Below are 25,692 nucleotides of genomic sequence, written 5' to 3'. Positions count from 1 at the left end.
AAGAATTACAACCCTTATTTTTATCGCATCTATTTGCTGTGGGCTGACTGCCTGCGCTAGTAAAACTTTAAAAGCAACTCCGCCCACTAAGCCTATCGCTAAATGCGAATGTGGCCCCAATAAAAATCCTGTGAAGTCCTCTGATTCTAGCTCTGTGCAAATTACTGAGCCAGATAAGCAGATTATAGAACCCAAGCCTGTAGAGGCAAAATCAACCGATATTAAAACTGCTGATATTAAAATCTCCGACTACGGTTTATTAAAACCTGCGTTATGGGAAGACGTTGATGGTTTGGGTCAAACAAAACAAAATTTATCTGATTTGAGTTTATCTTGGCCAGCTTGGATGCAAAGTTGCAGCACCCTCATTAATAAACCTATGTGGCAAAAAGTCTGCAATGCCGCTATACAACTCAATAATCAAACAGCCAATAAGCCGAGTTCAGAGGCCATTCTTGCGTATTTCAAACAAAACTTCTCCGTGTATAAAACGACCAATATTGATGGTACTGATAGCGGATTAATTACAGGATATTACGAGCCAATACTCAAAGGTAGCCGTTTCAAATCGGCCAAATACTCCAACCCTTTGTATCAAGCACCGACTGATTTGATTTCAGTAGAGTTAGATAGTTTATTTCCAGAGCTTAAATACAAGCGCGTACGTGGGCGATTGGTGGGTAATAAATTAGTGCCTTATTACAATCGTGCGGATATTGAGTCAGAAGCTGCGCCTTTAAAAGGGCGTGAGTTTATGTACATAGACGACATCATCGATGTTTTCTTTTTACAGGTACAAGGCTCAGGGCTAGTGAAGTTGGAAAGTGGTGAGCAAGTACATGTTGGCTATGCAGACCAAAACGGACTTACCTATAACTCTATCGGACGCTTGCTCGTAGAACGCGGTGAGCTGACGATGGCTAACGCCTCCATGAATGGCATAAAAAATTGGGCGCGCAACAATCCAAGCAAGCTTCGCGAATTATTGAATAGCAACCCCAGTTACGTGTTCTTTAGAGAGCTACCCGCAGGTTTACCGGGCCCACTGGGTGCGCTTGGTGTGCCTATTCTGGGCGAACGCGTTGTGGCAATAGATCCAAAATATGTGCCCTTAGGTGCCCCCGTATTTTTATCTACCACTGAGCCCAATAGCGCCAAGCCACTTAAGCGTTTGATGATGGCACAAGATACAGGCGGTGCGATTAAAGGCGGCGTGCGCGCTGACTTTTACTGGGGTGATGGCAATGAAGCTGGTGCTAAGGCGGGTGCGATGAAGCAAACTGGAAAGATTTGGGTATTTTTACCGAAAGAGTTTGTCATTAAATAAGTGAGAATTTGATTTATTAATCGCATGCGATAGAAAATAAAAAAGGGTGCATAAAGCACCCTTTTTGCATAAGCATAAGCTTATTTTGAAACTATTTATTCATAACGTACATTGTAACTTCAAAACCGAAACGCATTTCAGTAGCAGCTGGTGTAGTCCACATAATAGTTCTCCTTTTTAGATTAATTTCGTATCGCATTGCTGCTAAACGTGTAGTTACTATATGCCTGTACTAAATTAATAGAATGACTAGAGTCATGAATGACAGCTAATGAAATTCATTAGATTTAAATTAGTTGGCGGCTAGATTCTGGCTCTACGCTTTATTAGTTTACGTATGAGCCAAGTCAATCCACCTATAATAAATATCAATACAGCGGCTACTGGCAGTGGGAGCAAAGATGGGGATTGTAGCTTTAACGCGGCGCCATCTTTAAGTCTTTCAGGTAATGGATTTGGCGTGGTGGGTACGATCTTCCATTGGCTGCGGTCTGCTGGTGCTTGCTGCATGTATTGGTCAAAACTATAAACGGGTGCTAAACCAAAGGCGCGGCTAGATGGAATTTGTGGAATCCGTACAAAGTAAATCGCTTCAATATCTTCACCAATTTGGCGCATGTAAGGTGTGGTTGGGTTGTTATCAGTGTAAAGCTTTCTTGACCACTGATTGGCACCCAATAATAAATCTTCTCCAACTGCATCAAATGTAACCGCTGGAAAAAGACGCGTAGTTTCGGTGTTTAGATAATCATAAATCGCACGGCCTTTTGTTAAGCTCATTTCTGTGGCGCTTACGTAAAAGTAAGCGGCGGTGGCTTTAAGTAGGCTTTCTACTCCACGTGCTGGGATGTTCCAGCCTAGAGTGCGTAAAGTATCAATGCTGATACCCGCACAGTTATTACGCGAGTGATCATAAGCAGAACCATTACGATAAAAATGCGTAAAGGTTTTATTGATAGACGCTTGGAATTGCGCAGGCACTTTGTCCGTTTTTAACACTGCTACCAACATATAAGATGGGCGATAATAACTTTGACCACTATTTAAGTCATCTAAGTATTTATCCATGGGCGTCACGGCGGCAATAATGCCTTTTTCACTATTGGATGCAAGATTATAAAAGTTGTTCACCAGCCAGCGTGAGTAATCGCCACTGGGTTCCATGCGGCCAGTGACTACCGCAAAATGGCCGCCGTGCGCTTCGTCATCATCACCTTGTGCACCGTTAAGCAAGAAGCCAATAACGGCTTTCCCAGCCAGTTGCCTAGGTTCATTTTCAATAGGATGCGTATTTTTGGCCCATATCAAGCGACTTTCATACGCACTTTTAGCGCCGCCATTTTCAAATTGTACTAAAGACTTTAAGCTCTCCTCTTTTTGTAATGGCTTAAGCAGATCTAATAGATCAATTTTATAATCCTCAGGCCAAATAGTGTGCGCAGTAATCCATAAAGGCTGGGTGTATTTAGAAGTTTTTCCTGCAAAATCCAATGTTTCATTAGACCAATTGCCGCGAATTCTTACACTACGCTGACTAAAAAATTGCAATGTGCTGTCATTCCAGTAAGATAAATTAGTGGCAATTTTAGGAGCAAGACGTAGGCTCATATCTTGGCTACCACTGGCTTGAGCTTGTTTACCATTTTCAGTCAATATGGCATCTGTCACCACACCTTCAGCCCCCACCCAAATCAATGGCGGTAAATCTTTAACTGCCATGTTTTCATCTGTGGAGTCAGCACCCCAGTACCATTTTTTGACGATAATTTTTTCTTTATTAAAATACCAAAACATTTGTTCGGGCTTATCTGCCGCACAGCTTTTGGTGCAAGATTCCCCCGTAGTCAATGCCATGCTGTTTTCAGGATAAAGCCCTAGTTTTTCGTCTTCGGCATCAAAGTTTAGTGCAAAAACATGTGTACTGACCAATAACAAGCAGGATGAAAGTATTATTTCATTGATTTTATGCATATTATTTCGCTAATTTAATCCATGCAATAAATGTTTTGAAATATTCAGGTTGGCGAATGCACAGGTAGATAGTCACCAATACATTGAGCAATGCTGTGGCCAAAAACAACTGCGGAATATTAAGACCTTTGCCTAATAAGAATATTGAAAAACCTGCGGAAACCACCATAAATAAAGCATTCATAATATTGTTTGCCGCAATCACACGGGATTGATGACTTTTTTCAGCACGCGTTTGAATTAAGGCATAAAGCGGAACGATGTAAAGCCCGCCAAAGAAGCCTGTTAACGCAATATCAACCAGCAAGCGCCAGCGCGCTAAGGATTCATGGTTAAAGCTATAGACCACAGGGTTATAAGCATGGCTGTAGGTGATAAAGGATTTGTAATCGAACATCGATTTAGGATTCACGATTTCATGAAGATAGGTACTAGAAAAGTATAAATCTGCACCAAATAGTGTGAGGCCAATGGCACCGAATACCACCAAACCAACTTCTAACTTGCCTTTAGATAGCTTTTCACACATAAGTGAACCAATGCCAATGCCGATTGAAAAAACAGAGAGTAATAAAATAAAAACACTTTCATTGCCGAGTAATATGTCTTTAGCAAAGTTGGGAAATTGCGCCAATAAAGTCGCGCCGTAAAACCAGAACCAAGAAATGCCAACAATCGCCAGCCATACTGTTTGGTCTGCCCAGATGAATTTAACATTTTTTATCGTTTCGGTAATCGGGTTCCAATTGATTTTAAGGCCGGCATCTGCGGCAGGGGAGTTGGGTATACCGCGACTGCTAAAGTAACCTAAAAAGCCAATGGTAATAATGGCAATGCTGGTGAATAGTTCGTGATGCGCAACGGTGGCAAGTGATGCCCCTAACACTTGGCCTAACAAAATTGCCACAAAGCTGCCCATTTCCACCATGCCATTGCCTCCTATGAGCTCAGTTTCTTTTAGATGTTGTGGCAGGTAAGAGTATTTGACTGGACCGAAAATGGTTGAGTGCATGCCCATCATGAATAGCGCGGCAGCGAGTAGCCAGATGTTATGCAAAAAGAATCCAGCGCTGGCAAAGGCCATAATCCCTATTTCAAATACTTTTACATAGCGAATGATTTTCGACTTTTCGAATTTATCAGCAATCTGCCCCGCAGTGGCTGAAAATAGAAAGAATGGCAGAATAAATAGCCCAGGTAATAAAGTAGCAAGCGTTGCACCATCAATACTACTTAGGCTTGAAGCATGAAAAGCCACCAATGTAATGAGCGCGGTTTTAAAAACATTATCGTTAAAAGCACCTAAAAACTGTGTAAAAAAGAATGGGCGAAAACGCTGCTCCTTCATTAAGGTGAATTGATTGCTCATGGAAAGATTCCTATTTTGTAGTTACTATTCGAACGCTTTTATCTGAATTTTTTTTTGCGCACATTTATTTGGTTGCGCTTATTCTTTAGTGTCTGTTTTAATTAAAGAGAATGCCATGCCAGCTAGTAGCAGTACCCCTAAAAATAAACCACCCCACAATAGCCAGCGTTTGTAATCGATAGGCGCAGTCCAAGTGTTGGCGGCTTGTTCAACTGTTGAGTTGTTAGCACTCACTTCCATCGTAAGGCCTGAATTTGCTAGAGCTTGTATTTTTTCTATCTTGTAATCTAGAATTAAGTTAGTGATAGGAACGTTGTTCACAATACTTGGTTTTTCACCAACATGCAGCGTGAAAGGTGCCTGCCCACGGGCGTTCCATACTACTGTTGATGGTAGCCAGCCTAAAGATAACGTTGGGCTTTCGACACCGATACCGCCACTAGCTTGGTTGAATTGTAAACGCCAATAACGCGCTACGGTTGGCGATAAAACTACATCTGGGCTAGTGAAAGTTTTGCCTTGTTGCATCAAGCGATACACTGATGCGGTAGTGAGATATTCCCAAGGCTCGTTAGTATTGTTACGCACTTGAATTGTTGCATTGGTAATCGTGTTATTTTGCGGTAGTTTGATTTGCAAATAACTGGCAGGAAAATGCCCAGCAGATTCAAAGTCAATATTCACTAAACCATTTTTAGTGTCTTCGCTTCGCTCTATCAATTGAATAGTTTGCAGCACTAACTTAGGGGTGATGCTTTGCATTTTGCTGTATTCTGCATTCGCTTTTGTTAGCTTGAAATTTGCGTTATTTGGTTCAGTGGTGCGAATTTGTAAATAACGCGCTTCGCTTGGGCTATTGAGCGAAATGTTATTTTGTAAGATGCTGCTGTTTGCATTGCTAGTTTTGAGTAATACCGCGTTCCCTGCATGCGACCAGTGTTGTAAATCGTCACTTGTGAGCACTTCTAAGGTGAGTAATTTGCCGTCAACACCTTGCCAATCAACCGAGATGGTTTCTAAGGGCGCATGTTTTTTGCCAGCATCTAGCAGATAAATCGAGTTGGTATTTTTGCTAACATCGGCTTTGTCATTGCTTGATACAATATCAATTAAAGTGTTGCCCGTATTTTTCTGTAGATGAATTCGCAATTCATTTGGGTTGTCTAGAGCACTTTCTTTAATCGGATAAATAATCAGCGGTTTGCTATCTTGATGCGTTGTGGTTTGCGGATGCAAGTCCTCATAGGGTATTAGCGCATAAGGCACTTGTTCGCCTGAAGCGTTTTGAATAGTCAGGTCTTGCAGCGTGCTGCTATGCGTATATTGATAGACTTCTTTGCTGATGGTCGTTTGATAAAACGGGTCATTGCCATTAGCATCTAGCTTAAAACTAGCAGCTGTAACAGGCATGCTTGTGCTGATTAGCAAACATGCGATGATCAGATTAGTCATTTTCATATTATTCCTTAAATAGTCTCAGTCTTTAAACCTGCTATCGAATCCGCATTAGCGACATCTTTTGTGGCAGGCGGCAAAGGGGCAAAATAACCCATCACTAGCAACATCACTCCAGCACCTATAAATGAAGCAATGCGTTCTACCGAGCCATGTTGGGATAAGTCGAGCAGGAATAATTTAGCCACTACCAAGCCCATTAAAGCCGCGCCGACAATCCAAATTTGGCGTTGACCACGCTTATGCGCAAGTAGCATGAGTGCGAAGGCAGTAATGCCCCACAAAAAGGTGAACGACATTTGTACCGTCGAGTTGTTAAAGATAGAGACCCATTCAAATGGAGTGCCTACCCAATGATGCAAGGTGCGCAACAACACGCCATTGAGCAAGGTAAAGCCCATGATTCCTGGTATAACAGGCATCATGTTTAGGAGCTTGCCTAAGTGTTTATTTACACCGCGATGCCAGATAAACAACATTAGTAAAACGGCCCCCAACGTAATATCTAGCGGGTTAATCAGCGGTACATAAGGCAGTGGTGCCGCGTTGCCGCTTGAGTTAAGTGACATGAACATAAACCAAGCGATGAGTGATGCAACCATTGGCACACAGCCAATCCAAGCCCAATTGCGTGCGCTACTGAGTTGAACGCTGGTGAGCGTGCTTTTGCTTGCGAACTGCCAGCGCGTGATGCCTAATACGATGGCAATTGGAATAATCGCCCAACCAATGTCTTTCCATACATTGGATTCTTGCACGTATAGACCAAGCTGATACTGCCACTCCATAACGCCTATAATTGCGCCTATCCATAACAATGGAGCGCGAAGAAACGAGCCATTTGGAATATGGTCGCGCTTAATCAGCCAGATGTAGGCGGCAAAACTACCCAGCCAACTATAGGCACCGTAATAAGCAAATGGGTGTTTGCTATCGAACGCGGCTAAGAAAAGCTCCCAAAGCAGGGAGATTGCCATGGCTGGCATTAATAGCAGGCTTAATTTAGTAAGCTTTTCCCATCTAAAGAAGCGCGAAACAAATGGTAGTAACACGCTAGTGATGGCGATAAATGCGAGGCTTGCGTGCATGAAGTAATTACTAGCTAACAGCTCATCTATTGCGGTTAAGCCCGATGAAACCCACCATAACCAGCCCCACAAGGCCAATATTGTAGTCAGCAATGAGAATTTTTCAGGACGCAACTTATTCCACAACGCACCGCAAGCCCAGCCAGAAAGCGCGATAAAGGCGACACCTAAATACATATTCTGGTTGGTCACACCTGTGTAACCAGTTAACCCCCAACCCTTAATAAAGGCCAGTGCCGCGAGTATTTGTAAGGCCAAGCCAGATAATGTTGGGAAAGTGCGATTTTGACGTAAACCAACCCAAAGCAAGCCTACACCTTCAACCGCCCAAGCGGCCGACGTCCAACGCCCATCTAAAGCAAGTGGTAAAGTCAGAGTTATAAAGCCTATGCCAAGCGCTAAAAAGCATTCACCCAAGAACTTAAGTGTTTCGAGTTTACGTTTGAACACCCACCAAGCTAAACCAATGTAGAACACACCAAGTGCTAACGCGCTATATGCCAGTCCAAAATGCGAGTCTCTCAGTAAAGCATATTGCAAACTAAATGCCACTAATGGCGTGCCAAATACCAAGGTGGCATCCACATAATCACTCGCTTTAGCCGCTTGGCGATGAGCGAATAACACCGCAATACCAGTATACAACAAGAAGAAAATAATCAGGAATGGTTCGGTGGTGGCAAAGTTATCTGGCACATAACTTTTTGCACCCCATAATGTGCCAATGATAAACGTGAAAGCCCAGCCCAGCACATTAAGCGGACGCCAGCTTTTATGAAATGCAACATAGGCTATGGCTAGATTAAGCACGAGGTAATAGCTAAATAAGCCTACATGGCTACCATGCCCTGTTGATGTTAATACAGGCGCTAAGAAACCACCTGCAAAGCCTAGTACGGCGAGTGGCATGGCCGATTGTTTGACTGCGATAAATGCTGAAAGGAACGCGATAGCCACAAGTAATGGAAAAGCTGCGCCTGCAGGTATGAGTAGATACAGCTTTAACGCGGCGAAAATCGTTAGATATAAAACACCAATACCACCGCCTTGTAAAGCCCATGAGTACTCGGTACGTTTATCGCGCAAGCGCCAGCCGATTACCAGTAAAGCAATGCCGCCTAAAGCCACTGCGGCTAAACGTAATTCGATAGGTATAAAGCCATTATCAACCGCAAGTTTTAGTAAAAAGCTAATGCCGATGAACAAAATGACAATGCCAGAACGCACGAGTGTATTGCCGCCAAATAGCCAATCTTTTGCCGCAGTAATGCCTTTTTCAATAAAATTGGGTTCTGCTGGTTTAATTGGTGGTCTTGTGATGGTTCTTGGGGCATGACCTGTACTAGAAGGACTAATTGGTTCTTTAGGGGTACTTTGTACATTAGCAGTTTGGATGCTGGGGTTTACAGAAGCTAAAACTTGCTCATTCAAACTGCTATCAGCGATTGTTTCTGCTGCAGTTGAGTTTGTTTCTTTAGCCATAGGTATGGTGTCGGCATTCAGTACATTCACTGGATTAATCACCAATGTTGGTGTTTCTGTTTTAAGCGCAGCAACTGGCAGCATTATATTCTGCTGCTGGCTTTCCACGATTTTTTTCAGGGCATCCAATCGTGTACTTAATCGAGTGATTTCAATATTTAATTTGTTAGTCTCTCGCTCGACCTCCCTAATCTTTGCGTCTTTATTATTAGAGGTGAATAGTGATAAAAATCCCGCTATGCCGCCGATTGCGATGACGATTCCTAATAATCCCAACATTAAAAATAATGACTCCATGATGCCCCCCCTTAATCTACTTGAGAATTTACTTAAGTATTTTTACTATGTTTTTTATCAAACACTCTTCTTGTTTCAAAAACCTCTTTTGAAAACCCTACACCTTGCCATTGCATTAAACGTTTCACTGCAAAATCAAACATTAATGGATTGTAATTGCGTAATGTTTGCAGAAATAATAAATGTGACTCTTCCAGCAAACCATCGCGGCAAAGCTGCTTGGTAGAAACGAGCGGCAATATGGCAGGTAACGGATAATCAGTGCCATTAAGTAAACGACCTTGCCAGTCAGTACGTGATAAAAGCGGCTTAATGACCCATGCATGGTTGAATAACGTGATGGCTGAAATTTCACCAAATACTAAATTTTGGTAATCAGGTGTATCCATCATACGGGTAAACAAATCAAAACTTTTTACCGTTACATTCTGATGGTCTAAGTCCTCATCATAGCCATCACTTGCGCAGTGAGCGAGTATCACACGCACGCCAGAATCCAGCGCTTTGCGCATTTTTAACGGATTACCAAAAGCTTGGTTGCCGACTTTCACTGCGCTTTCGCGACCAGTGTGGCTAATAATCGGCATGTCTAAATCATGTAGCTTTTGATAAAACTTAGCGCATTTGGGCGAAGCGGGGTCTATATTCATGCCCGTAGGTAGCCATTTAATCGCACGAGCCCCTTCGCTGTGAGCCTTTTCTAGCGCATCTATTGCATCAGGACGATATGGATGAATCGAAGCGACCCATTCAAAATACTGTGGATATTGATTGGCGATTTTTTCTGCGTATTCATTGGGTACGTGAAATATAGAGCTCTTACTATCAGCAACACCTTGTTCATTGCGAAACCAGTCAAATGCAAATAGCATGGTTTTATAACCGCTGGGCATCTCACTCGCTAATTGTGTCATCCGTGTAACAAAGCTAGCATCTTCATTATGCTCAACGATGCATCCACCATTCATGTAAAAGTTTTTCTGCACTTTTAAAATCGGGTGCATCCAACTTTCCATATTGGGGTTAAACCATGCGCCACTGCCGCTATCCCCAGCGCCTATGATATGGGCATGGCAATCCCATACTTGGCTTGCATCAATGCCTGCCCAAATTTTTGTCATCAGCGGGTGGTTTTTTAATTCGTCTGGTAGACCCGATAAGCATGGGTTGTTAAACCCAGATTCAGGCCAGAGTCTAATGCCAGCCACTGCGCTGCCTGATAGGCCAAGTGCTGCTGCGCTAAGTAAAAACTGTCTACGATTCATGTATTGTTGAGATTAAATAGCGAATTTTTACAGAAAGCCTGTAAAAGACGAGCGCACGCTAGGGCGAGTGCCTTCGAATGGCATGGGTTTACCTTTGACTAATTTTTCATATAAAGCTAAACCGTTCTCATCAAATTTGCTGTCGCTACCATCGTCAAATACTAGCTTGCCATCATGACCAAATAACACTAATTGCAATGGGTCAGTTTCTGTAGCACCCGCGCGCAGTGCAATATCGTCTGGCGTAATAGCAAAACTACCAAATACATTTTTAGTGACAAAATCCACCTGCGGATAGGCGATATAGACCAGCTCTGAACATACGATGGTATCAGTAGTGTTAACGTCAAAATTAAAGTCGTATTTCTTACCTAAATTGCCCAAGGCAAGCGTTACGGCCTCAAGTCTATCAGCTATTGTGAGGTGTTTTGGGCGCAAAATCGCCACGTCATCTACATTCATAAAGTCTTGTAATTTATTTAGCTGAACGCCATTCCTTAGTGCTTCCACCACACCGTGACCTTCAGTAATCTTAGCTAGATTCTTTTGCACAACGGGTAACTCCAGCGCATTCATTTCGCGCAATTGATCGGCAGTGCCTATGTAAATAGCTGCATGCCCAAAATGCCCTGGGATGCTTTTGTCGGTAAGCGTGAACGGTGTTTTCTCTAGCAAAATGTCGCCAGGTTGCAGTTGCGCCAGCATATTTTTTAACATCACGGCATCATCTTTAAGTTTGCCAGCGCGCCAGCGCACTACGCCCATGGTGTTGCCAACGACTTTTGAACTGGTGAATTTGATTTTATTTAAACCGCGCTCTGACAAATCAACCGCACCGCCAGCAGCTTTGACTGGTAAAGAAAAAATCTCTTTAAATACATTGCCGCCCTTTAAGCCTTTAATCATCGTGCTTAGCGCGATTTCGCGATACAGTGATTGAATGGAAGGTGAACTCTGACTTATTTGCAGTTCAATTTCAGATTTATTATCCGTAAAGAAATGCACAGCATCGTTAAACGTTTTACGATATTCAGGGTTGTTAGAGCGTATGGTTGAAGAGTCATAAAAACCTTCTGGAATGCCGAACTCTGGATAGCCCTCATTAAGTTTATTGCGTAATAAATGATTGTTATCCAAGGCGTTATGCATTTCTTTGCTATTTTCAAACAAAGTCACTGCGGCTGACATGGCAATAACGATCTCAGCCACCCGCGCTTTGTCATCAATTTCGTCATCTACACGATATAACGCACTTCGATGTGATAAGGCTTGTTTGAATAGGTTGTTGCGTAAGTCATGTGCCTCAGAAAGTGCTTTCGCCATGCGCAAGGCGTAAGCAGAAGGCAGTGCGCCATGATGTTTTTTAATTGCCTGATTTGAGTCATTCACAAAGTGAGGCAACTGTTCCCGCAGCTTTTTTGATTTATCAATGAGGCTTAATACTTGCAGCGCATCGTGCTCAAAATATGACGTGTTATTTAAGTTTTGGTTTTGAGTATTGGGGTTTATGAGGCTGCTGGATTCTGGTTTGCCTAAACTTTCAATTGAGGTGGTTGCATAAGCAGGAGCTGCCATTAGTAGCGATAGACCTACAACATGAAAAAGTATTTTATTAAAAACCGCTATTCTTTGAAGCGTGATTTTATTATGATTCAATTGAAAGTCCCCGATTTAAAGCTTATTTAAGCGGCTTCTGCCATTTTTTTAAGTGTGACGTAATCTGTTTTACCTGTGCCAAGTAAGGGTAACTCTTCTACATAAATTATTTTGCGGGCGATGGCAATTTCTGGGCTGCCTAGATTTTTAGCCACTATTTGTAGGTCTTCGCGCTTTAATCCACGGTCAGAAGTAAATAGAATGATATTTTCACCGCGCTGAACATCGGTTTGCGTACTAGCTGCATGTTGGTGCTCTGGTGCGGCTGTGCATGCGATTTTTTCAACCACTTCAAGCGAGACCATTTCCCCCGCCACTTTGGCAAAACGTTTCACTCGACCTTTAATATGAATAAAACCTTGCGCATCAATTTCTACAATGTCGCCAGTGTTGTACCAGCCCTCTTCAGGCGGAATCAGTACGCCGGGGTTATCGAATAAATAATAACCCTTCATGACGTTTTCGCCTTTTACATGCAGCAGACCGCCATTATCAATACCTGGTATCGATTCGAGTTTGTGTTCCAAGCCTGGCACGAATTGGCCAACACTGCCGTTTAAGTTGGCCATTGGTGTATTGGCAGAAAGTACTGGCGCGCATTCCGTGGCACCATAACCTTCCAAAATGCGAATACCGAATTTCTCAGTATAAGTTTTGCGCACTTCGTCATTAAGTTTTTCTGCACCAGCTACCACAATTCTAAGTTTGTAAAAATCGTAAGGATGCGCGAATTTTGCGTAATTAGCTAAGAACGTACTGGTGGCAAAAAACACGGTACAACCACGGTCATAAATCACTTCTGGAATCACTTTATATTGCAGCGGAGATGGGAAAAGGTGAATTTTGATACCGTTGAGTACGGGTAGTAATGAGCCAGTAAAACCAAAAGCATGGAATATTGGTAATACCATCATGAATTTGTCTGTTGGGCTAAAATCTAAAATTGCCATGATTTGTGACATGTTGGACAACAGACTTTTATGCGAATGCACAACGCCTTTAGGCTTACCTTCAGAGCCTGATGTAAATAGCACTACTGCAGATTCATCTGGTTTATTCACTTCCATGGCTGCACGTGGGTAATGCAGAGCGTAGCCCATTAACCAAGCGCGATCCACCACACCAAAACCTGCGCGTAAATCTTCTAAATATAGTACTTTAAGGTTTTTAAGCTCGGCAATCACGCTTTCTAACTTAGCCGTTTCAATAAATTTACGTGAAGTAATAACGGTTTTGATACTGGCCGCGATACATGCGTTTTGCATGCCAGCAGTGCCTGATGTGTAGTTAATCATGGCAGGTACGCGGTTGAATGCACTCATACCTAAGACCAGTGCGATAGTGTTGGTGATGTTCGGCATCAGCACGCCTACGGTTTCGCTGGCGCTACTCACTTTAGTCACAATACGGCCGAGCGCTAGACTCTTTTTTAGTAAGTCTTGATAGGTTTCTTCGGTCTCATTCATATCTTCAATAAGTTTGTAATTGCTACCAAATTTATCGATGGCATCTAAAAAAGATTCAAATAGCGTGCGTCTTTTTTGCGCCTGAAATAACATTTTTTGCATGACGCTACGCATACCTTCACCCGCAATGCGGCGGCGTTGCTTGCCTGTAGGAAAACCATGATGAGTCGCTTTAGGCATGACAATGTTTGTGGTTGGCATGACAGTGAGTGTGACTTTTGGCAGTAATCTTCTTGGATGATGACTGGTTAATCGCCCAAAATATGACTCAGCCGCGCCATCAATGCGTACAGGCAGAATAGAAGCACCAGTTTTTGCGGCGACAAAACCTGGGCCGTCATAAACCTTCATTAAGTTGCCTGTTAAAGTGATGCGACCCTCTGGGAAAATTACTACGTTTTCGCCAGATTCTAGTAATTTAATTACTTTTTTCATGGCAAGTGGGCTGCTTGGGTCTACCGCCAAATGGGGAGTTAAACGTAAAGCTTGCCTAAAACTCCATTTCTTTAACACCGAGGTATGTACGACAAAAGTGGCTCTTTTAGGTAAAAACAAACCGAGTAGTAAGCCATCTAAAAAGGATTCATGATTAGCGACAATGAGCAGCCTGTTTTCTGCGGGCACATTCTCCAAACCGCGTACTTGAACGCGAAACAGAATCTTGCAAATGAATCGTAAAATCTTGGCCAACATTTCAGCTCTCCCCAGCTTTAGTTGTTATAACTAGTAGTCAGTATTTATTTTTCTTTATATTTCGGTTTCAATATAATGCATTACGCCATTTATAGCGCTAATGATTAGGCTTTTATTTACCCAAAAATACACTTCTTTACCAATTTTCTCGCTTTGTAGTGCGCCGCTTTGATGCAGAATTTTTAGATGATGCGTCACCGCTGTACGGCTTAATGTTGAAGCCGCAGCGATTTGCATAATATTGAGTCGTTCTTCTTTTTCAAATGCCAATAGAATGCGCTGTCTATGCGCGTCACCAAGTGCAATAAATAGGTGCGCGATATTTTGCCATTCATCAGGAATCGTTGTGATTATCTTCATAACTATATAATTAGTTATTTAGTTTTATCTGTCAAGTGCTTTTATTGAAGTATTTTTATTTAGCGTTAATTATTGAGGCAGTATAAATAAAAACGGGCACCTAGGTGCCCGTTTTTAAATTACTGCCTAACTAACTATACATATTACTTATGAATGATATGCACGTTCACCATGTTCAGTTGTATCTAAACCTTCACGTTCAGACTCTTCAGAAACACGTAGACCGATTAACACATCCACAATTTTGAAAGCAATGAATGATACAACTGCAGAAACTACGATTGCTGTAACCACTGCGTAAATTTGTGCAGTCATTTGAGCAGCAAAGTCATAAGTACCTACAGCGTTTGCTACGTAGTCATACACGCCCATACCACCTAGTGCGGGGTTAACAAGCACACCTGTAGCTAGGGCACCAAAGATACCGCCAACAGCATGTACACCAAATACATCAAGTGCGTCATCGTAACCAAACATGTATTTCACTTTAGCTACAAAGAAGTAGCAGATTGGTGAAACAAGCAAGCCGATGATAATTGCGCCCATAGGACCAACAAAGCCGCAAGCTGGTGTAATTGCAACCAAGCCAGCAACCGCGCCAGAAGCAGCGCCTAACATTGATGGTTTGCCTTTGATGAACCATTCAGACAATGCCCATGATAATGTAGCCGCGCCTGTTGCAATCATTGTGTTAACTAAAGCTAAAGCTGCATAACCGTTAGCTTCTAAGTTAGAGCCAGCATTGAAGCCGAACCAACCAACCCATAGTAAAGCAGCACCTACCATTGTTAACGTCAAGCTATGAGGAGCCATAGACTCTTTACCGTAACCGATACGTTTACCAACCATAATTGCACCAACTAAACCTGCCACACCTGCATTAATATGAACAACAGTACCGCCCGCAAAGTCTAGTGCACCTTTAGCCCATAACCAGCCTGCGTTAGCAACAACAGTTTCAAGTGATTTAGCATCAGTAATAGCATCAGGACCATCCCAGTACCAAACCATGTGAGCCATTGGTAGGTATGAGAATGTAAACCACAACACCATAAACGCCAAGATTGCAGAGAACTTCATACGTTCAGCAAAAGCACCGATAATCAATGCTGGAGTGATAGCCGCAAACGTTAATTGGAAAGCCACGAATACTAACTCAGGAATTACAACGCCTTTGCTAAATGTTGCGCCAACTGAATCAGGTGTAATGCCAAGTAAGAACGCTTTACTTAATCCGCCAAAGAATGGATTGCCACCCGTGAACGCAACACTGTAGCCGTAAATAGCCCAAAGCACGCCCATGAAAGAGAAAATCATAAAAGTTTGCATTAAAACAGATAGCATGTTTTTCTGACGAACAAGGCCGCCGTAAAACAGACCTAAACCAGGGATTGCCATCAGCGTCACTAAAATAGTCGCTAGTAACATCCATGCAGTATCGCCCTTATTTGGCACAGGTGCTGGCGCTGCAGCAGCTGCAGGTTCCGCTTCAGTAGTTGCTGCTGGAGCAGCCGCTTCAGCAGAAGGTGCGGCCGCTTCAGGCATGACTGCTACATCAGCTGCTGGTGCAGCATCTTCAGCAAATGTATTAGCTGTAAAACCTAATCCAAGTGCCGTGACTAAAGCAAACATCGAGAGTAATTTTTTCATAATGATCCCCTTATAGAGCCTCAACGCCGGTTTCACCGGTGCGAATGCGAATTGCTTGTTCTAAATTGGTAACGAAAATTTTACCGTCACCGATTTTGCCTGTAGCAGCTGATTTTTCTATCGCTTCAATTACTTGATCGAGTAAATCGTCATCAATTGCGACTTCTAATTTAACTTTAGGTAAAAAATCCACTACGTATTCTGCACCACGATACAACTCTGTATGACCCTTTTGACGGCCGAAACCTTTTACTTCTGTTACGGTAATGCCCTGAACGCCAATGTTAGACAGAGCCTCCCGAACTTCGTCAAGCTTAAATGGCTTGATAATAGCTGATACAAATTTCATATATGCCTCCTAGTTATGTGAAGTCATGCAACAGAAAGTGTTGAAACTTCTTGTTACATTGTGAGCTATAAATGGCAAAAGTGCAGCCACATCAAACTCAAAGTAAAAAATACTTACGCAGAATACAAGCAAGGCACGTGCCAACATTTAATTTCATATAAATCAATCAGATAGGTTTATTTTTATTAATATATGCTTTTGTCTTTACTCTGTAAAACCTGATAAACTGGACATAATGTTCACAAAGTTTAGAAAGGTACGTCATGTTTAGTACAGATAAATTAAATGAAATATCAAGCAAAATCAAAGAGATAGTAAATAACTCGCCCTTAGGTGATGCAGACAAGAATATTCACGCACTAATAAAGAGCGTGCTCACCAAAATGGAGCTTGTTTCTCGTGAGGAGTTTGATGTGCAGGCTGAAGTCTTGCGAAATACGCGTGAAAAGCTCTATTTGTTAGAAGCAAAATTAGCTGAGTTAGAGTCCCTGCAAAAGCATCAGCAATGAGTTTGGCGGTTTGTATAGTTTCGCATTAATAAGGGGTGGATGCACCAGAGTGGTGGTTGAAGTCCATTTGCATACGGATTGTCGAGATTTAAGATTGGTGAAATAGTCTTACATGAGTTGATAATGTAGGCCATATCATCCGCCTACAGCTATTAGAGTGCTCAAGCCTGAGCAAATCTAAAGGTGACTTTCGACGGTCATTGTCTCAGGGGCTATGTGGTTAGTAAGTCATGCCAATATTGTGAAATGAGGTGAGGTTGTAACAGATGCAAGCCATCTTAACAAATCTGGCAAATAATCCAGCTAGATTAATACTATCAGTGGTTCGCTTCGGTTTGAAAGCAGGTAGATCCGATGAGATTTGAGTGTGGTGATCATCCCTTGAAAGTGGATGAGCTTGTAAAAACAGTGCAAGATTAAGCTTAAATGGCTTGATGATAGCGGATAAAATATCCGCTATCATCATATTGGTTGTTAACAATAACGGGCGAAAAGCCCGTTATTATTCTGATTTATTTAAAACGCACGACCTAATGTAACTATAAAGCGATCTTCACCTAAGTCATTCGTTGCTGCGCTAGCATCAAAGCTTGAACCGCCGTAACCTTTGCTGCCCCAGTAACTACCGTTGGAATTGCCCACATAGTAAAGACCTGCGTTCCAACCTTCGGAATTGGCAATTTTGAATGCTTTGCTTAAACCAATTTTGTAGTCGGTGTAATCAGGATTGCCACTTTCAGGAGTTGCTGATGGCATTTGACCTGAGCTAGATACATAGTCTTTATTAAGTTCGCCCGCAACATTTAAATGACCAACATGGCCCACTAAAGTCAAGTTATACCATGGCAATGGATACGCTGCATTTAATTCAATATAAGTAGAGCCTTTTGTGTCACCATCCCAACCTGTTTTCTTTTCAGCACCAAACCAGTCACCTAAAGTCACTGATGCTTTAGCACTTAGCCATTGATATGATAAGCCAAAGTTAGCTTCATAAGTATTAAAACTACCACCTTCGGGAGTTTGATCGGGAACACCTAGGTAATTATATTTTTTCCAGCTAGCACCTGGATAAAAGTAACCAATAGCACCTACAGTGTAGCCTAGGCCTTCTACTGCCGAGATTGAACCGTTATAGCCAGCATATGCATCTAGCTCTACTGATGCATCTGGGAACGTATTTGGTGAAATGCTTGAACCCCAAGCGCCAGCATAAAACCCGCTTGTGTGAACCACATCCATACCGAATTGTACTGCAGGTTTGTGCCAAGATTGTGAAACACCGCGTGTGTAGTAGTCTGAAACAACGCCAACGTTTGTTGTTACAGACCAGCTAGGTTCAGGTGCTTTAGATGCATCAACTTCTGCAGCCTCTTCCGCAGCAGACACGAACGAAGGTACTGCAAGAGCACTTAATACTGCTAATGATAATATTGATTTACGCATGCTATTAACTCCAAATAAAAAAAGTGTTATCTAAAAAGTACACGGTTTCATTAAGCAAGTGCCATGCCAGAAATAAAATGCTTTGTAATCAATGTGATATAAAGTTATGTGATTGTTATGTTTATATAATCATAGGAAATAATCTGCTAAACTAGGCCTAATAAATAATGAATTTAAAATGTTTGGAACGCAGGAAATTATATAAATGTATAATAAAATCAAACAGATAGTTACTGATTCGCCTTTGGCCAACTTAGAAAAAAGCATAAACGCACTATTAATGAGCGCATTCACCAAAATGGAGCCGGTGAATCGTGATGCCTTTAAAGTTCAGGCAGAGGTGTTGGGTAATGCCAAACACAAGCAGTTGTTAGGGATCAAATTTCCACAATGCTTATTATCAAAGCGGGCGTCATGAGTCTTGCTGTATTGTATAGCCGTGCATTAAACGGTATGGATGCGCCAGAGGTTGTGGTTGAAGTGCATTTGGCAAACGGATTACCTAGTTTTACGATTGTAGGATTGCCAGAGGCTGAGGTAAAAGAAAGTAAAGATCGAGTACGAGCCGCCTTGCAGACCGCCCAATTTGAATTTCCCGCGCGGCGTATTACTGTAAATTTGGCTCCCGCAGATTTACCAAAAGAGAGTGGGCGTTATGATTTGCCAATTGCTCTAGGCATATTGGCGGCAAGTGGACAAATACCAACTGAACCATTATCACGATATGAATTTGCAGGCGAGTTAGCATTAACGGGTGAATTGCGTCCAATTCGAGGCGCGCTGGCAATGACTTCAAGCATGATGCTTGATGCAAGTAATCTAAAAACTAAGGGTAATGCTACAAATGAAAGCATGCCCCAAAAGCGTGCATTTATATTGCCTCATAATAGTGCGGCAGAGGCTGCGCTCGTTAAAGAAGCTATTATTTATCCAGCGAATTCATTATTAGAAGTTTGTGCGCATTTGAGTGGGCATACGGCGTTAACGCAATTGGAATCAGCTGACTTTGTTCATGAAGTAAATTACCCTGACTTTAGCGATGTAAAAGCGCAAAGCATGTCTAAGCGCGCTTTGGAAATTGCCGCGGCTGGAGGTCATAGTGTGATTATGAGCGGTCCGCCCGGCACAGGTAAAAGCATGTTGGCATCGCGCTTTGTTGGCATTTTGCCTGAAATGACCGAGTCGGAAGCTTTGGATACTGCAGCCATACAATCGCTTAATGGAAATTACAAGCTAGAAAACTGGAAGCGTAGACCTTATCGAGCGCCACATCATACGGCTTCGGCGGTAGCATTGGTCGGTGGTGGTGGAATTCCACGGCCAGGTGAGATTAGCTTAGCACACCATGGCGTTCTGTTTTTAGATGAACTTCCAGAGTTTGACCGTAAAGTGCTTGAAGTATTACGAGAGCCATTAGAAAGCGGTCGCATTACAATTTCGCGTGCCGCAAGACAAGCAGATTTTCCTGCAAACTTTCAATTAATCGCAGCCATGAATCCCTGCCCTTGTGGATATTTAGGACATCACAACAATAAATGTCGCTGTACGCCAGACCAAGTGTCACGATACAAAGCTAAAATCTCAGGGCCGTTGTTAGACCGCATTGACATTCATATTGAAGTGCCTGCGCTGAGCGAAGATGAGCTAACAAAAGCCAGTGTAAGTGAACACTCACAAGCGATAAGGCTCAGAGTAGAAAGCGCTAGAGAGAAACAGCTTAACAGGCAAGCTAAGCCAAATAACCTGCTAGGCACTAAAGAAATCGAGCGGTATTGTGTGACCGATGAAGCGGGAATGCAGCTGCTTAAACAAGCGATTAGCCGATTAAGTTTATCCGCACGGGCTTATCACCGCATATTAAAAGTCGCCCGCACGATTGCCGATTTGGCAGGAGATGATGCGATAAAGCCTATTCATATTGCAGAAGCCGTTCAATATCGAAAATACGATAAAGCTGTTTAAAAGAAAGAATTAGCTAAGACTTTCAGATTATGCAAATGCAGTTCGCTGCAAGTCTGCAGAACTAATAGCATGTTAAAATGACATGCAATAGCAAACAAAACATATTGATTCACCGAAAGTAACTATGCAAGACAATCATTTATCCGCCACAGAGCAGCAACTACGTACATTAATGGCTCAGCGCATCTTAATTTTAGATGGCGCGATGGGTACGATGATTCAGCAATACAAGCTGTCCGAGGCTGATTATAGAGGTTCGCAGTTTGCTGATTTTAAGGCGCCAGCAGGTGAGCGCGAGTTGTTCGTTAAGGGTAATAATGAACTGCTTACTTTAACGCAACCACATATCATTCAAGAAATTCACGAAAAATATCTAGCCGCAGGTGCCGATATTATTGAAACCAATACTTTCGGTGCTACAAGCGTTGCGCAAGATGATTATCACATGGCGCATCTAGTGTACGAAATGAACGTGCAAGCCGCCAAGCTTGCAAAAGCATCATGCGATAAGTACAGCACTCCAGATAAACCGCGCTTTGTAGCGGGTACGCTTGGCCCTACACCAAAAACTGCCAGCATTTCGCCAGATGTGAACGATCCAGCCGCGCGAAATGTGAATTTTGATCAGTTAGTAAACGCTTACTTAGAGCAAGCTCGAGGCTTGGTCGAGGGCGGCTCAGATATCTTAATGGTTGAAACGATATTCGATACGCTTAACTGTAAAGCCGCTCTGTTTGCTATTGATACGTTTTTTGAAGAAGTTGGCTACACAATGCCAATCATGATTTCTGGCACGGTGACTGATGCATCAGGTCGTATTTTATCAGGGCAAACCGTTACCGCTTTTTGGAACTCAGTCCGCCATGCAAAACCTATCACTATCGGTTTAAATTGTGCATTAGGTGCAACGTTAATGCGCCCTTATGTAGAAGAGCTTTCGAAAATTGCCGAAACCTTTGTGTGCATTTACCCTAATGCGGGCTTGCCGAATCCAATGTCAGATACGGGCTTTGATGAAACGCCTGATGTGACTTCAAATTTGGTTAAGGAATTTGCAATCAGCGGCTTTTTAAACATCGCAGGCGGCTGTTGCGGCACCACGCCAGACCATATCAACGCAATCTATAACGAAATTAAAGATATCGCGCCGCGCCAAGTGCCAACCATACCCGCATACACACGTCTCGCAGGGTTAGAACCTTTTGTGATTGACGAGGATTCTTTGTTTGTTAACGTGGGTGAGCGTACCAACGTTACAGGTAGTAAAGCCTTCGCGCGCATGATTATTAATGAACAATATGATGAGGCACTTTCTGTTGCGCGCCAACAGGTAGAAAACGGCGCGCAAGTCATCGACATTAACATGGATGAAGGCATGCTTGATGCCGTTAAAGCCATGACACATTTCCTGAATTTAATCGCCAGCGAGCCGGATATTGCACGCGTGCCGATTATGATTGACTCAAGTAAATGGTCAGTCATTGAGGCGGGCTTAAAGTGCGTGCAAGGCAAGTCAATTGTTAACTCAATCTCAATGAAAGAAGGCGAAGCGGAATTTTTACGCCAAGCTAATTTATGCCGTCGTTATGGTGCCGCAGTCATCGTGATGGCGTTTGATGAAAAAGGCCAAGCCGATACTTACGCCCGTAAGATTGAGATTTGCAAACGTGCTTATGATTTATTGGTAGGCATGGATTTTCCGCCAGAAGACATTATTTTTGACCCGAATATTTTTGCCATTGCCACGGGTATTGAAGAGCACAACAACTACGCGGTTGACTTTATTGAAGCCACGCGTTGGATTAAGCAAAATCTGCCACATGCCAAAATTTCAGGCGGTGTGTCGAACGTGAGTTTTAGCTTCCGCGGCAACGACCCTGCGCGCGAGGCGATTCATACCGTGTTTTTATACCACGCCATTAAAGCGGGCATGACGATGGGGATTGTCAACGCGGGCATGATGGGCGTTTATGATGACCTTGCGCCAGAGTTAAAAGAACGCGTAGAAGATGTTGTCCTTAACCGCATTAGTGATCCAGACAATCTACTTGTACCAACAGAACGCCTGATTGAAATCGCAGGCACTTTGGTAGCAGGCGGTAAAAAAGAAGCTGCAACGCTAGAATGGCGCGGTTCGCCAGAAAACCCAGTGCCAGTTGAAAAACGATTAGCGCACGCTATGGTGCACGGCATTACCGAATTTATTGTAGAAGATACCGAAGAGGCACGGGCTGCAGTTGAAGCGAGTGGCGGTAGACCTATTCATGTCATTGAAGGTCCGCTTATGTCGGGCATGAACGTGGTGGGGGATTTATTTGGGCAAGGTAAGATGTTTTTGCCGCAAGTTGTGAAATCCGCGCGCGTGATGAAGCAAGCGGTAGCGCACCTTATCCCTTTTATTGAAGCTGAAAAAGCTGCGGACGAAAAACGCACTGGTATTGTTGCTAAGCCTAAAGGCAAAATGGTCATCGCTACCGTTAAAGGTGATGTGCATGATATTGGCAAAAACATTGTCTCTGTGGTGCTGCAATGTAATAACTTTGAAGTGGTTAACATGGGTGTGATGGTGCCAGCGGCCGAGATTCTAGCCATGGCAAAAGCCGAGAATGCCGACATTATCGGCTTGAGCGGTTTAATCACCCCAAGCTTAGAAGAAATGACGTATATCGCCAGAGAAATGCAGCGTGACCCGTATTTTAAAGACATGCAAATGCCGCTATTAATCGGTGGTGCTACTACCTCACGCGCGCATACCGCGGTGAAAATTGCGCCACATTATGATGGCCCAATTGTCTATGTACCAGATGCCTCACGCTCGGTTTCAGTCATGCAAAATTTGCTCACGCCAGAAACGCGCGGTGCCTATTTAGCCGAGATTCAAGCAGATTACGAAAAAGCACGTACTCAGCACGCTAACAAAAAAGGCGTGCCTTTACTTACGCTAGCAGATGCGCGGAAGAACAAAATGGCTTTGAGTTTTGCCGGCGAATTTGCACCTGTAAAACCGAAATTTATTGGTCGCCGCGTATTCAAAAACATTGATTTAAGCCTAATTGCCAAATACATCGATTGGGGACCTTTTTTCCAAACTTGGGATTTAGCTGGTCCTTACCCAGCAATTTTGAGCGATCACGTAGTGGGCGAAGCTGCCACTAAAGTGTTCGCCGAAGCGCAAGCAATGTTGAAAAAAATCATCGATGGTCGTTGGTTAAGCGCAAACGGGGTGATTGCCATCATGCCCGCCAATACGGTCAATGACGATGATATTGAAATCTATACGGATGAAACTCGTAATCAAGTGGCGTTCACTTATTACGGTATGCGTCAGCAAAGCGTTAAGCCCGTGATTGATGGCGTACCGCGCCCCAACCAATGCTTAAGCGATTTTGTAGCACCTAAAGGCATTGCAGACTATGTCGGTTTATTCGCCGTCACCGCAGGTTTGGGCATAGAGAAAATCGAAAGACGCTTCATTGATGCGCATGACGACTATAGCGGCATTATGTTTAAATCTATAGCAGATAGGTTGGCTGAAGCTTTTGCTGAATACATGCACGAACGTATCCGTACAGACTTCTGGGGTTATGCAGCTGATGAAAAATTAGCGGTCGAAGCGCTAATTAAAGAGCAATATCAAGGTATTCGCCCAGCGCCAGGCTACCCAGCATGCCCAGACCATACGGTAAAACCTGATATGTTCAAGCTATTGCAATGCGATGAAATTAGCATGACACTAACGGAATCATTCGCCATGCAGCCCGCCGCCGCCGTTTCAGGCTTTTATTTTGCGCACAAAGAAGCCAAATATTTTAGTGTAGATAAAATTGGCACCGATCAATTAGAAGACATAGCAAAACGTAGAAACTTGCCTAAAGACTATTTAGAGCGCTGGTTGGCGCCGAATTTGAGTTAAGAAAATAAATAATATGCACATTCACATTTCAGGTATTTGCGGTACATTCATGGGCGGCATCGCGGTGCTGGCTAAGCAAGCTGGGCATCGTGTTACGGGTTGCGATGCTAACGTTTATCCACCGATGAGCACACAGCTTGAGGCGCAGGGTATAGAGCTGATTGAAGGTTTTTCGCCTGAGCAAACCAAACTTAACCCTGATATTTATGTGATTGGTAACGTGGTTTCACGCGGAAATCCCTTAATGGAAGAGATTTTAAATCAAGGTTTACCTTATATCTCTGGCCCACAATGGTTGGCGGAGAATGTGTTGCAAGGTAAGTGGGTGCTTGCTGTGGCAGGTACGCATGGCAAAACGACAACGAGCTCCATGTTGGCTTGGGTGTTGGAATATGCGGGTTTAGCGCCAGGCTTTTTGATAGGTGGCGTTCCTGAGAATTTTGGCGTTTCTGCGCGTTTGCCGCAAACACCAAAGCAAGATAAAAAAAGCACTTCACCATTCTTTGTGATTGAGGCGGACGAGTACGATACGGCTTTCTTCGATAAACGCTCTAAATTCGTCCATTATCGCCCCCGTACAGCGGTACTTAATAACCTTGAGTTTGACCATGCTGATATTTTTGATGATTTAGCGGCGATTGAAAAACAATTCCATCATTTGGTGCGCACTGTTCCGCAACAAGGTTTAGTGGTGAGCAACAAGCAGGAAAGCTTGCAGCGCGTGATTGATAAAGGCTGCTGGAGTAATCTAGAATATTTTGGTGCTGGTGAATTAAAAGCGAGTGATGGTTGGGCAATACAAAACGTTGATGCACAAGGTCGTTTTGATGTGTTCTTTAAAGGTGAGCGTCAGGGTAATTTAAGCTGGGATATACTAGGCGAGCATAATCGAATGAATGCACTGGCTGTGATAGCCGCCGCGCGCCATGTAGGTGTTGCACCTTGTATTGCGATTGAGGCATTAAGTGAATTTAAAAATGTGAAACGCCGCATGGAAATCAAAGGTGTGGTGAACGACATTACCGTTTATGATGATTTTGCGCATCATCCAACAGCGATTGAAACTACGGTGGCAGGTTTGCGCAGTAAAGTGGGTAAGGCGCGAATATTAGCCGTATTAGAGCCGCGCTCTAATACAATGAAATTGGGCGTAATGAAAAGTGCATTACCAGCCAGTTTGCAAGAGGCCGATTTGGTGTTTTGCTATGATGCAAATCTGGGCTGGGATGCAGCTGAGGCCTTATTGACTATAAAAGACAAAGCCTCTGTATATCAAGATTTGAATGCACTAGTAGCAGCCATTACTAACGCCGCAAAACCGGGTGATTATGTACTCGTTATGAGTAATGGCGGCTTTGGAGGCGTACATCAAAAAATATTAGACGCAATCAAATAAGCGTTTAACAATATATTTTTGGTAGATTAAAACTTGGC

General features: G+C 43.1%; 18 protein-coding genes. 6 read left to right on the top strand and 12 right to left on the bottom strand.

Annotated elements, in window-relative coordinates:
• The first annotated feature begins 22 nt into the window (after positions 1 to 22).
• Entirely contained in the window at positions 23 to 1,327 is a 1,305-nt protein-coding gene (locus PSV17_RS05085; protein WP_300480414.1) for a murein transglycosylase A, read from the top strand.
• Positions 1,328 to 1,418: 91 nt separating this feature from the next.
• On the opposite strand, the gene pqqA is transcribed toward PSV17_RS05085, so the two are convergent.
• The 11 genes from pqqA to glnK form a co-directional block, all read right to left on the bottom strand.
• Positions 1,419 to 1,490 carry a pyrroloquinoline quinone precursor peptide PqqA gene (gene pqqA, locus PSV17_RS05080; protein WP_012777389.1) on the bottom strand — a complete coding sequence of 24 codons (72 nt, stop codon included), beginning with the start codon at positions 1,488 to 1,490 and terminating at the stop codon, positions 1,419 to 1,421.
• A gap of 140 nt (positions 1,491 to 1,630) precedes the next feature.
• The gene (locus PSV17_RS05075; RefSeq protein WP_300480253.1) at positions 1,631 to 3,298 is read right to left on the bottom strand and encodes a hypothetical protein; all 1,668 of its coding nucleotides are present in this window, start codon (positions 3,296 to 3,298) and stop codon (positions 1,631 to 1,633) included.
• Position 3,299: 1 nt separating this feature from the next.
• Positions 3,300 to 4,667, bottom strand: a complete 1,368-nt coding sequence (locus PSV17_RS05070; RefSeq protein WP_300480251.1) for an MFS transporter — start codon at positions 4,665 to 4,667, stop codon at positions 3,300 to 3,302.
• Positions 4,668 to 4,745: 78 nt separating this feature from the next.
• Positions 4,746 to 6,119, bottom strand: coding sequence for a DUF3999 domain-containing protein (locus PSV17_RS05065; protein ID WP_300480249.1), 1,374 nt, complete (start codon positions 6,117 to 6,119; stop codon positions 4,746 to 4,748).
• Between the two features lie 14 nt (positions 6,120 to 6,133).
• The gene (locus PSV17_RS05060; protein WP_300480247.1) at positions 6,134 to 8,989 is read right to left on the bottom strand and encodes a DUF2339 domain-containing protein; all 2,856 of its coding nucleotides are present in this window, start codon (positions 8,987 to 8,989) and stop codon (positions 6,134 to 6,136) included.
• A gap of 32 nt (positions 8,990 to 9,021) precedes the next feature.
• Positions 9,022 to 10,254 (bottom strand): amidohydrolase family protein, encoded by a 1,233-nt coding sequence (locus tag PSV17_RS05055; protein WP_300480245.1) that lies wholly within the window; start codon positions 10,252 to 10,254, stop codon positions 9,022 to 9,024.
• 27 nt (positions 10,255 to 10,281) lie between these two features.
• Complete coding sequence (locus PSV17_RS05050) at positions 10,282 to 11,829, bottom strand: YiiX/YebB-like N1pC/P60 family cysteine hydrolase (RefSeq protein ID WP_300480243.1); 1,548 nt, start codon at positions 11,827 to 11,829, stop codon at positions 10,282 to 10,284.
• A 107-nt stretch (positions 11,830 to 11,936) separates the two neighbouring features.
• Positions 11,937 to 14,069 (bottom strand): bifunctional acyl-ACP--phospholipid O-acyltransferase/long-chain-fatty-acid--ACP ligase, encoded by a 2,133-nt coding sequence (gene aas, locus PSV17_RS05045; RefSeq protein ID WP_300480241.1) that lies wholly within the window; start codon positions 14,067 to 14,069, stop codon positions 11,937 to 11,939.
• Positions 14,070 to 14,123: 54 nt separating this feature from the next.
• Positions 14,124 to 14,429 carry an ArsR family transcriptional regulator gene (locus PSV17_RS05040; RefSeq protein WP_300480239.1) on the bottom strand — a complete coding sequence of 102 codons (306 nt, stop codon included), beginning with the start codon at positions 14,427 to 14,429 and terminating at the stop codon, positions 14,124 to 14,126.
• 147 nt (positions 14,430 to 14,576) lie between these two features.
• A complete protein-coding gene (locus PSV17_RS05035; protein WP_300480238.1) occupies positions 14,577 to 16,079 on the bottom strand; it encodes an ammonium transporter in 1,503 nt (500 codons plus the stop codon).
• Between the two features lie 10 nt (positions 16,080 to 16,089).
• Entirely contained in the window at positions 16,090 to 16,428 is a 339-nt protein-coding gene (gene glnK / locus PSV17_RS05030) for a P-II family nitrogen regulator (protein WP_013149302.1), read from the bottom strand.
• Positions 16,429 to 16,691: 263 nt separating this feature from the next.
• On the opposite strand from glnK, the gene PSV17_RS05025 reads away from it, so the two are divergent.
• Positions 16,692 to 16,937, top strand: a complete 246-nt coding sequence (locus tag PSV17_RS05025; protein ID WP_300480236.1) for an accessory factor UbiK family protein — start codon at positions 16,692 to 16,694, stop codon at positions 16,935 to 16,937.
• Between the two features lie 516 nt (positions 16,938 to 17,453).
• Here the strand turns inward: PSV17_RS05025 and PSV17_RS05020 are convergent.
• On the bottom strand, positions 17,454 to 18,383 hold the full coding sequence (locus tag PSV17_RS05020) for a TorF family putative porin (protein ID WP_300480234.1): 930 nt from the start codon (positions 18,381 to 18,383) through the stop codon (positions 17,454 to 17,456).
• Positions 18,384 to 18,588: 205 nt separating this feature from the next.
• On the opposite strand from PSV17_RS05020, the gene PSV17_RS05015 reads away from it, so the two are divergent.
• The 4 genes from PSV17_RS05015 to mpl all read left to right on the top strand — a co-directional run bounded on the left by PSV17_RS05015 (position 18,589) and on the right by mpl (position 25,654).
• Entirely contained in the window at positions 18,589 to 18,801 is a 213-nt protein-coding gene (locus PSV17_RS05015; RefSeq protein ID WP_300480232.1) for a hypothetical protein, read from the top strand.
• The gene (locus PSV17_RS05010; protein WP_300480231.1) at positions 18,798 to 20,345 is read left to right on the top strand and encodes a YifB family Mg chelatase-like AAA ATPase; all 1,548 of its coding nucleotides are present in this window, start codon (positions 18,798 to 18,800) and stop codon (positions 20,343 to 20,345) included. Before PSV17_RS05015 ends, PSV17_RS05010 begins: the two co-directional genes overlap by 4 nt.
• A gap of 124 nt (positions 20,346 to 20,469) precedes the next feature.
• Positions 20,470 to 24,258: a methionine synthase gene (metH, locus tag PSV17_RS05005; protein ID WP_300480230.1), complete on the top strand. Its 3,789-nt coding sequence runs from the start codon at positions 20,470 to 20,472 to the stop codon at positions 24,256 to 24,258.
• A 13-nt stretch (positions 24,259 to 24,271) separates the two neighbouring features.
• Positions 24,272 to 25,654 carry a UDP-N-acetylmuramate:L-alanyl-gamma-D-glutamyl-meso-diaminopimelate ligase gene (mpl, locus tag PSV17_RS05000; protein WP_300480229.1) on the top strand — a complete coding sequence of 461 codons (1,383 nt, stop codon included), beginning with the start codon at positions 24,272 to 24,274 and terminating at the stop codon, positions 25,652 to 25,654.
• The last annotated feature ends 38 nt before the right edge of the window (positions 25,655 to 25,692 follow it).

The sequence above is a fragment of the Methylotenera sp. genome (assembly GCF_029946165.1).
GTDB lineage: Bacteria > Pseudomonadota > Gammaproteobacteria > Burkholderiales > Methylophilaceae > Methylotenera.
Note: the sequence above shows the minus strand (reverse complement) of the source record. Positions and strands in the feature narration are given on the sequence as shown.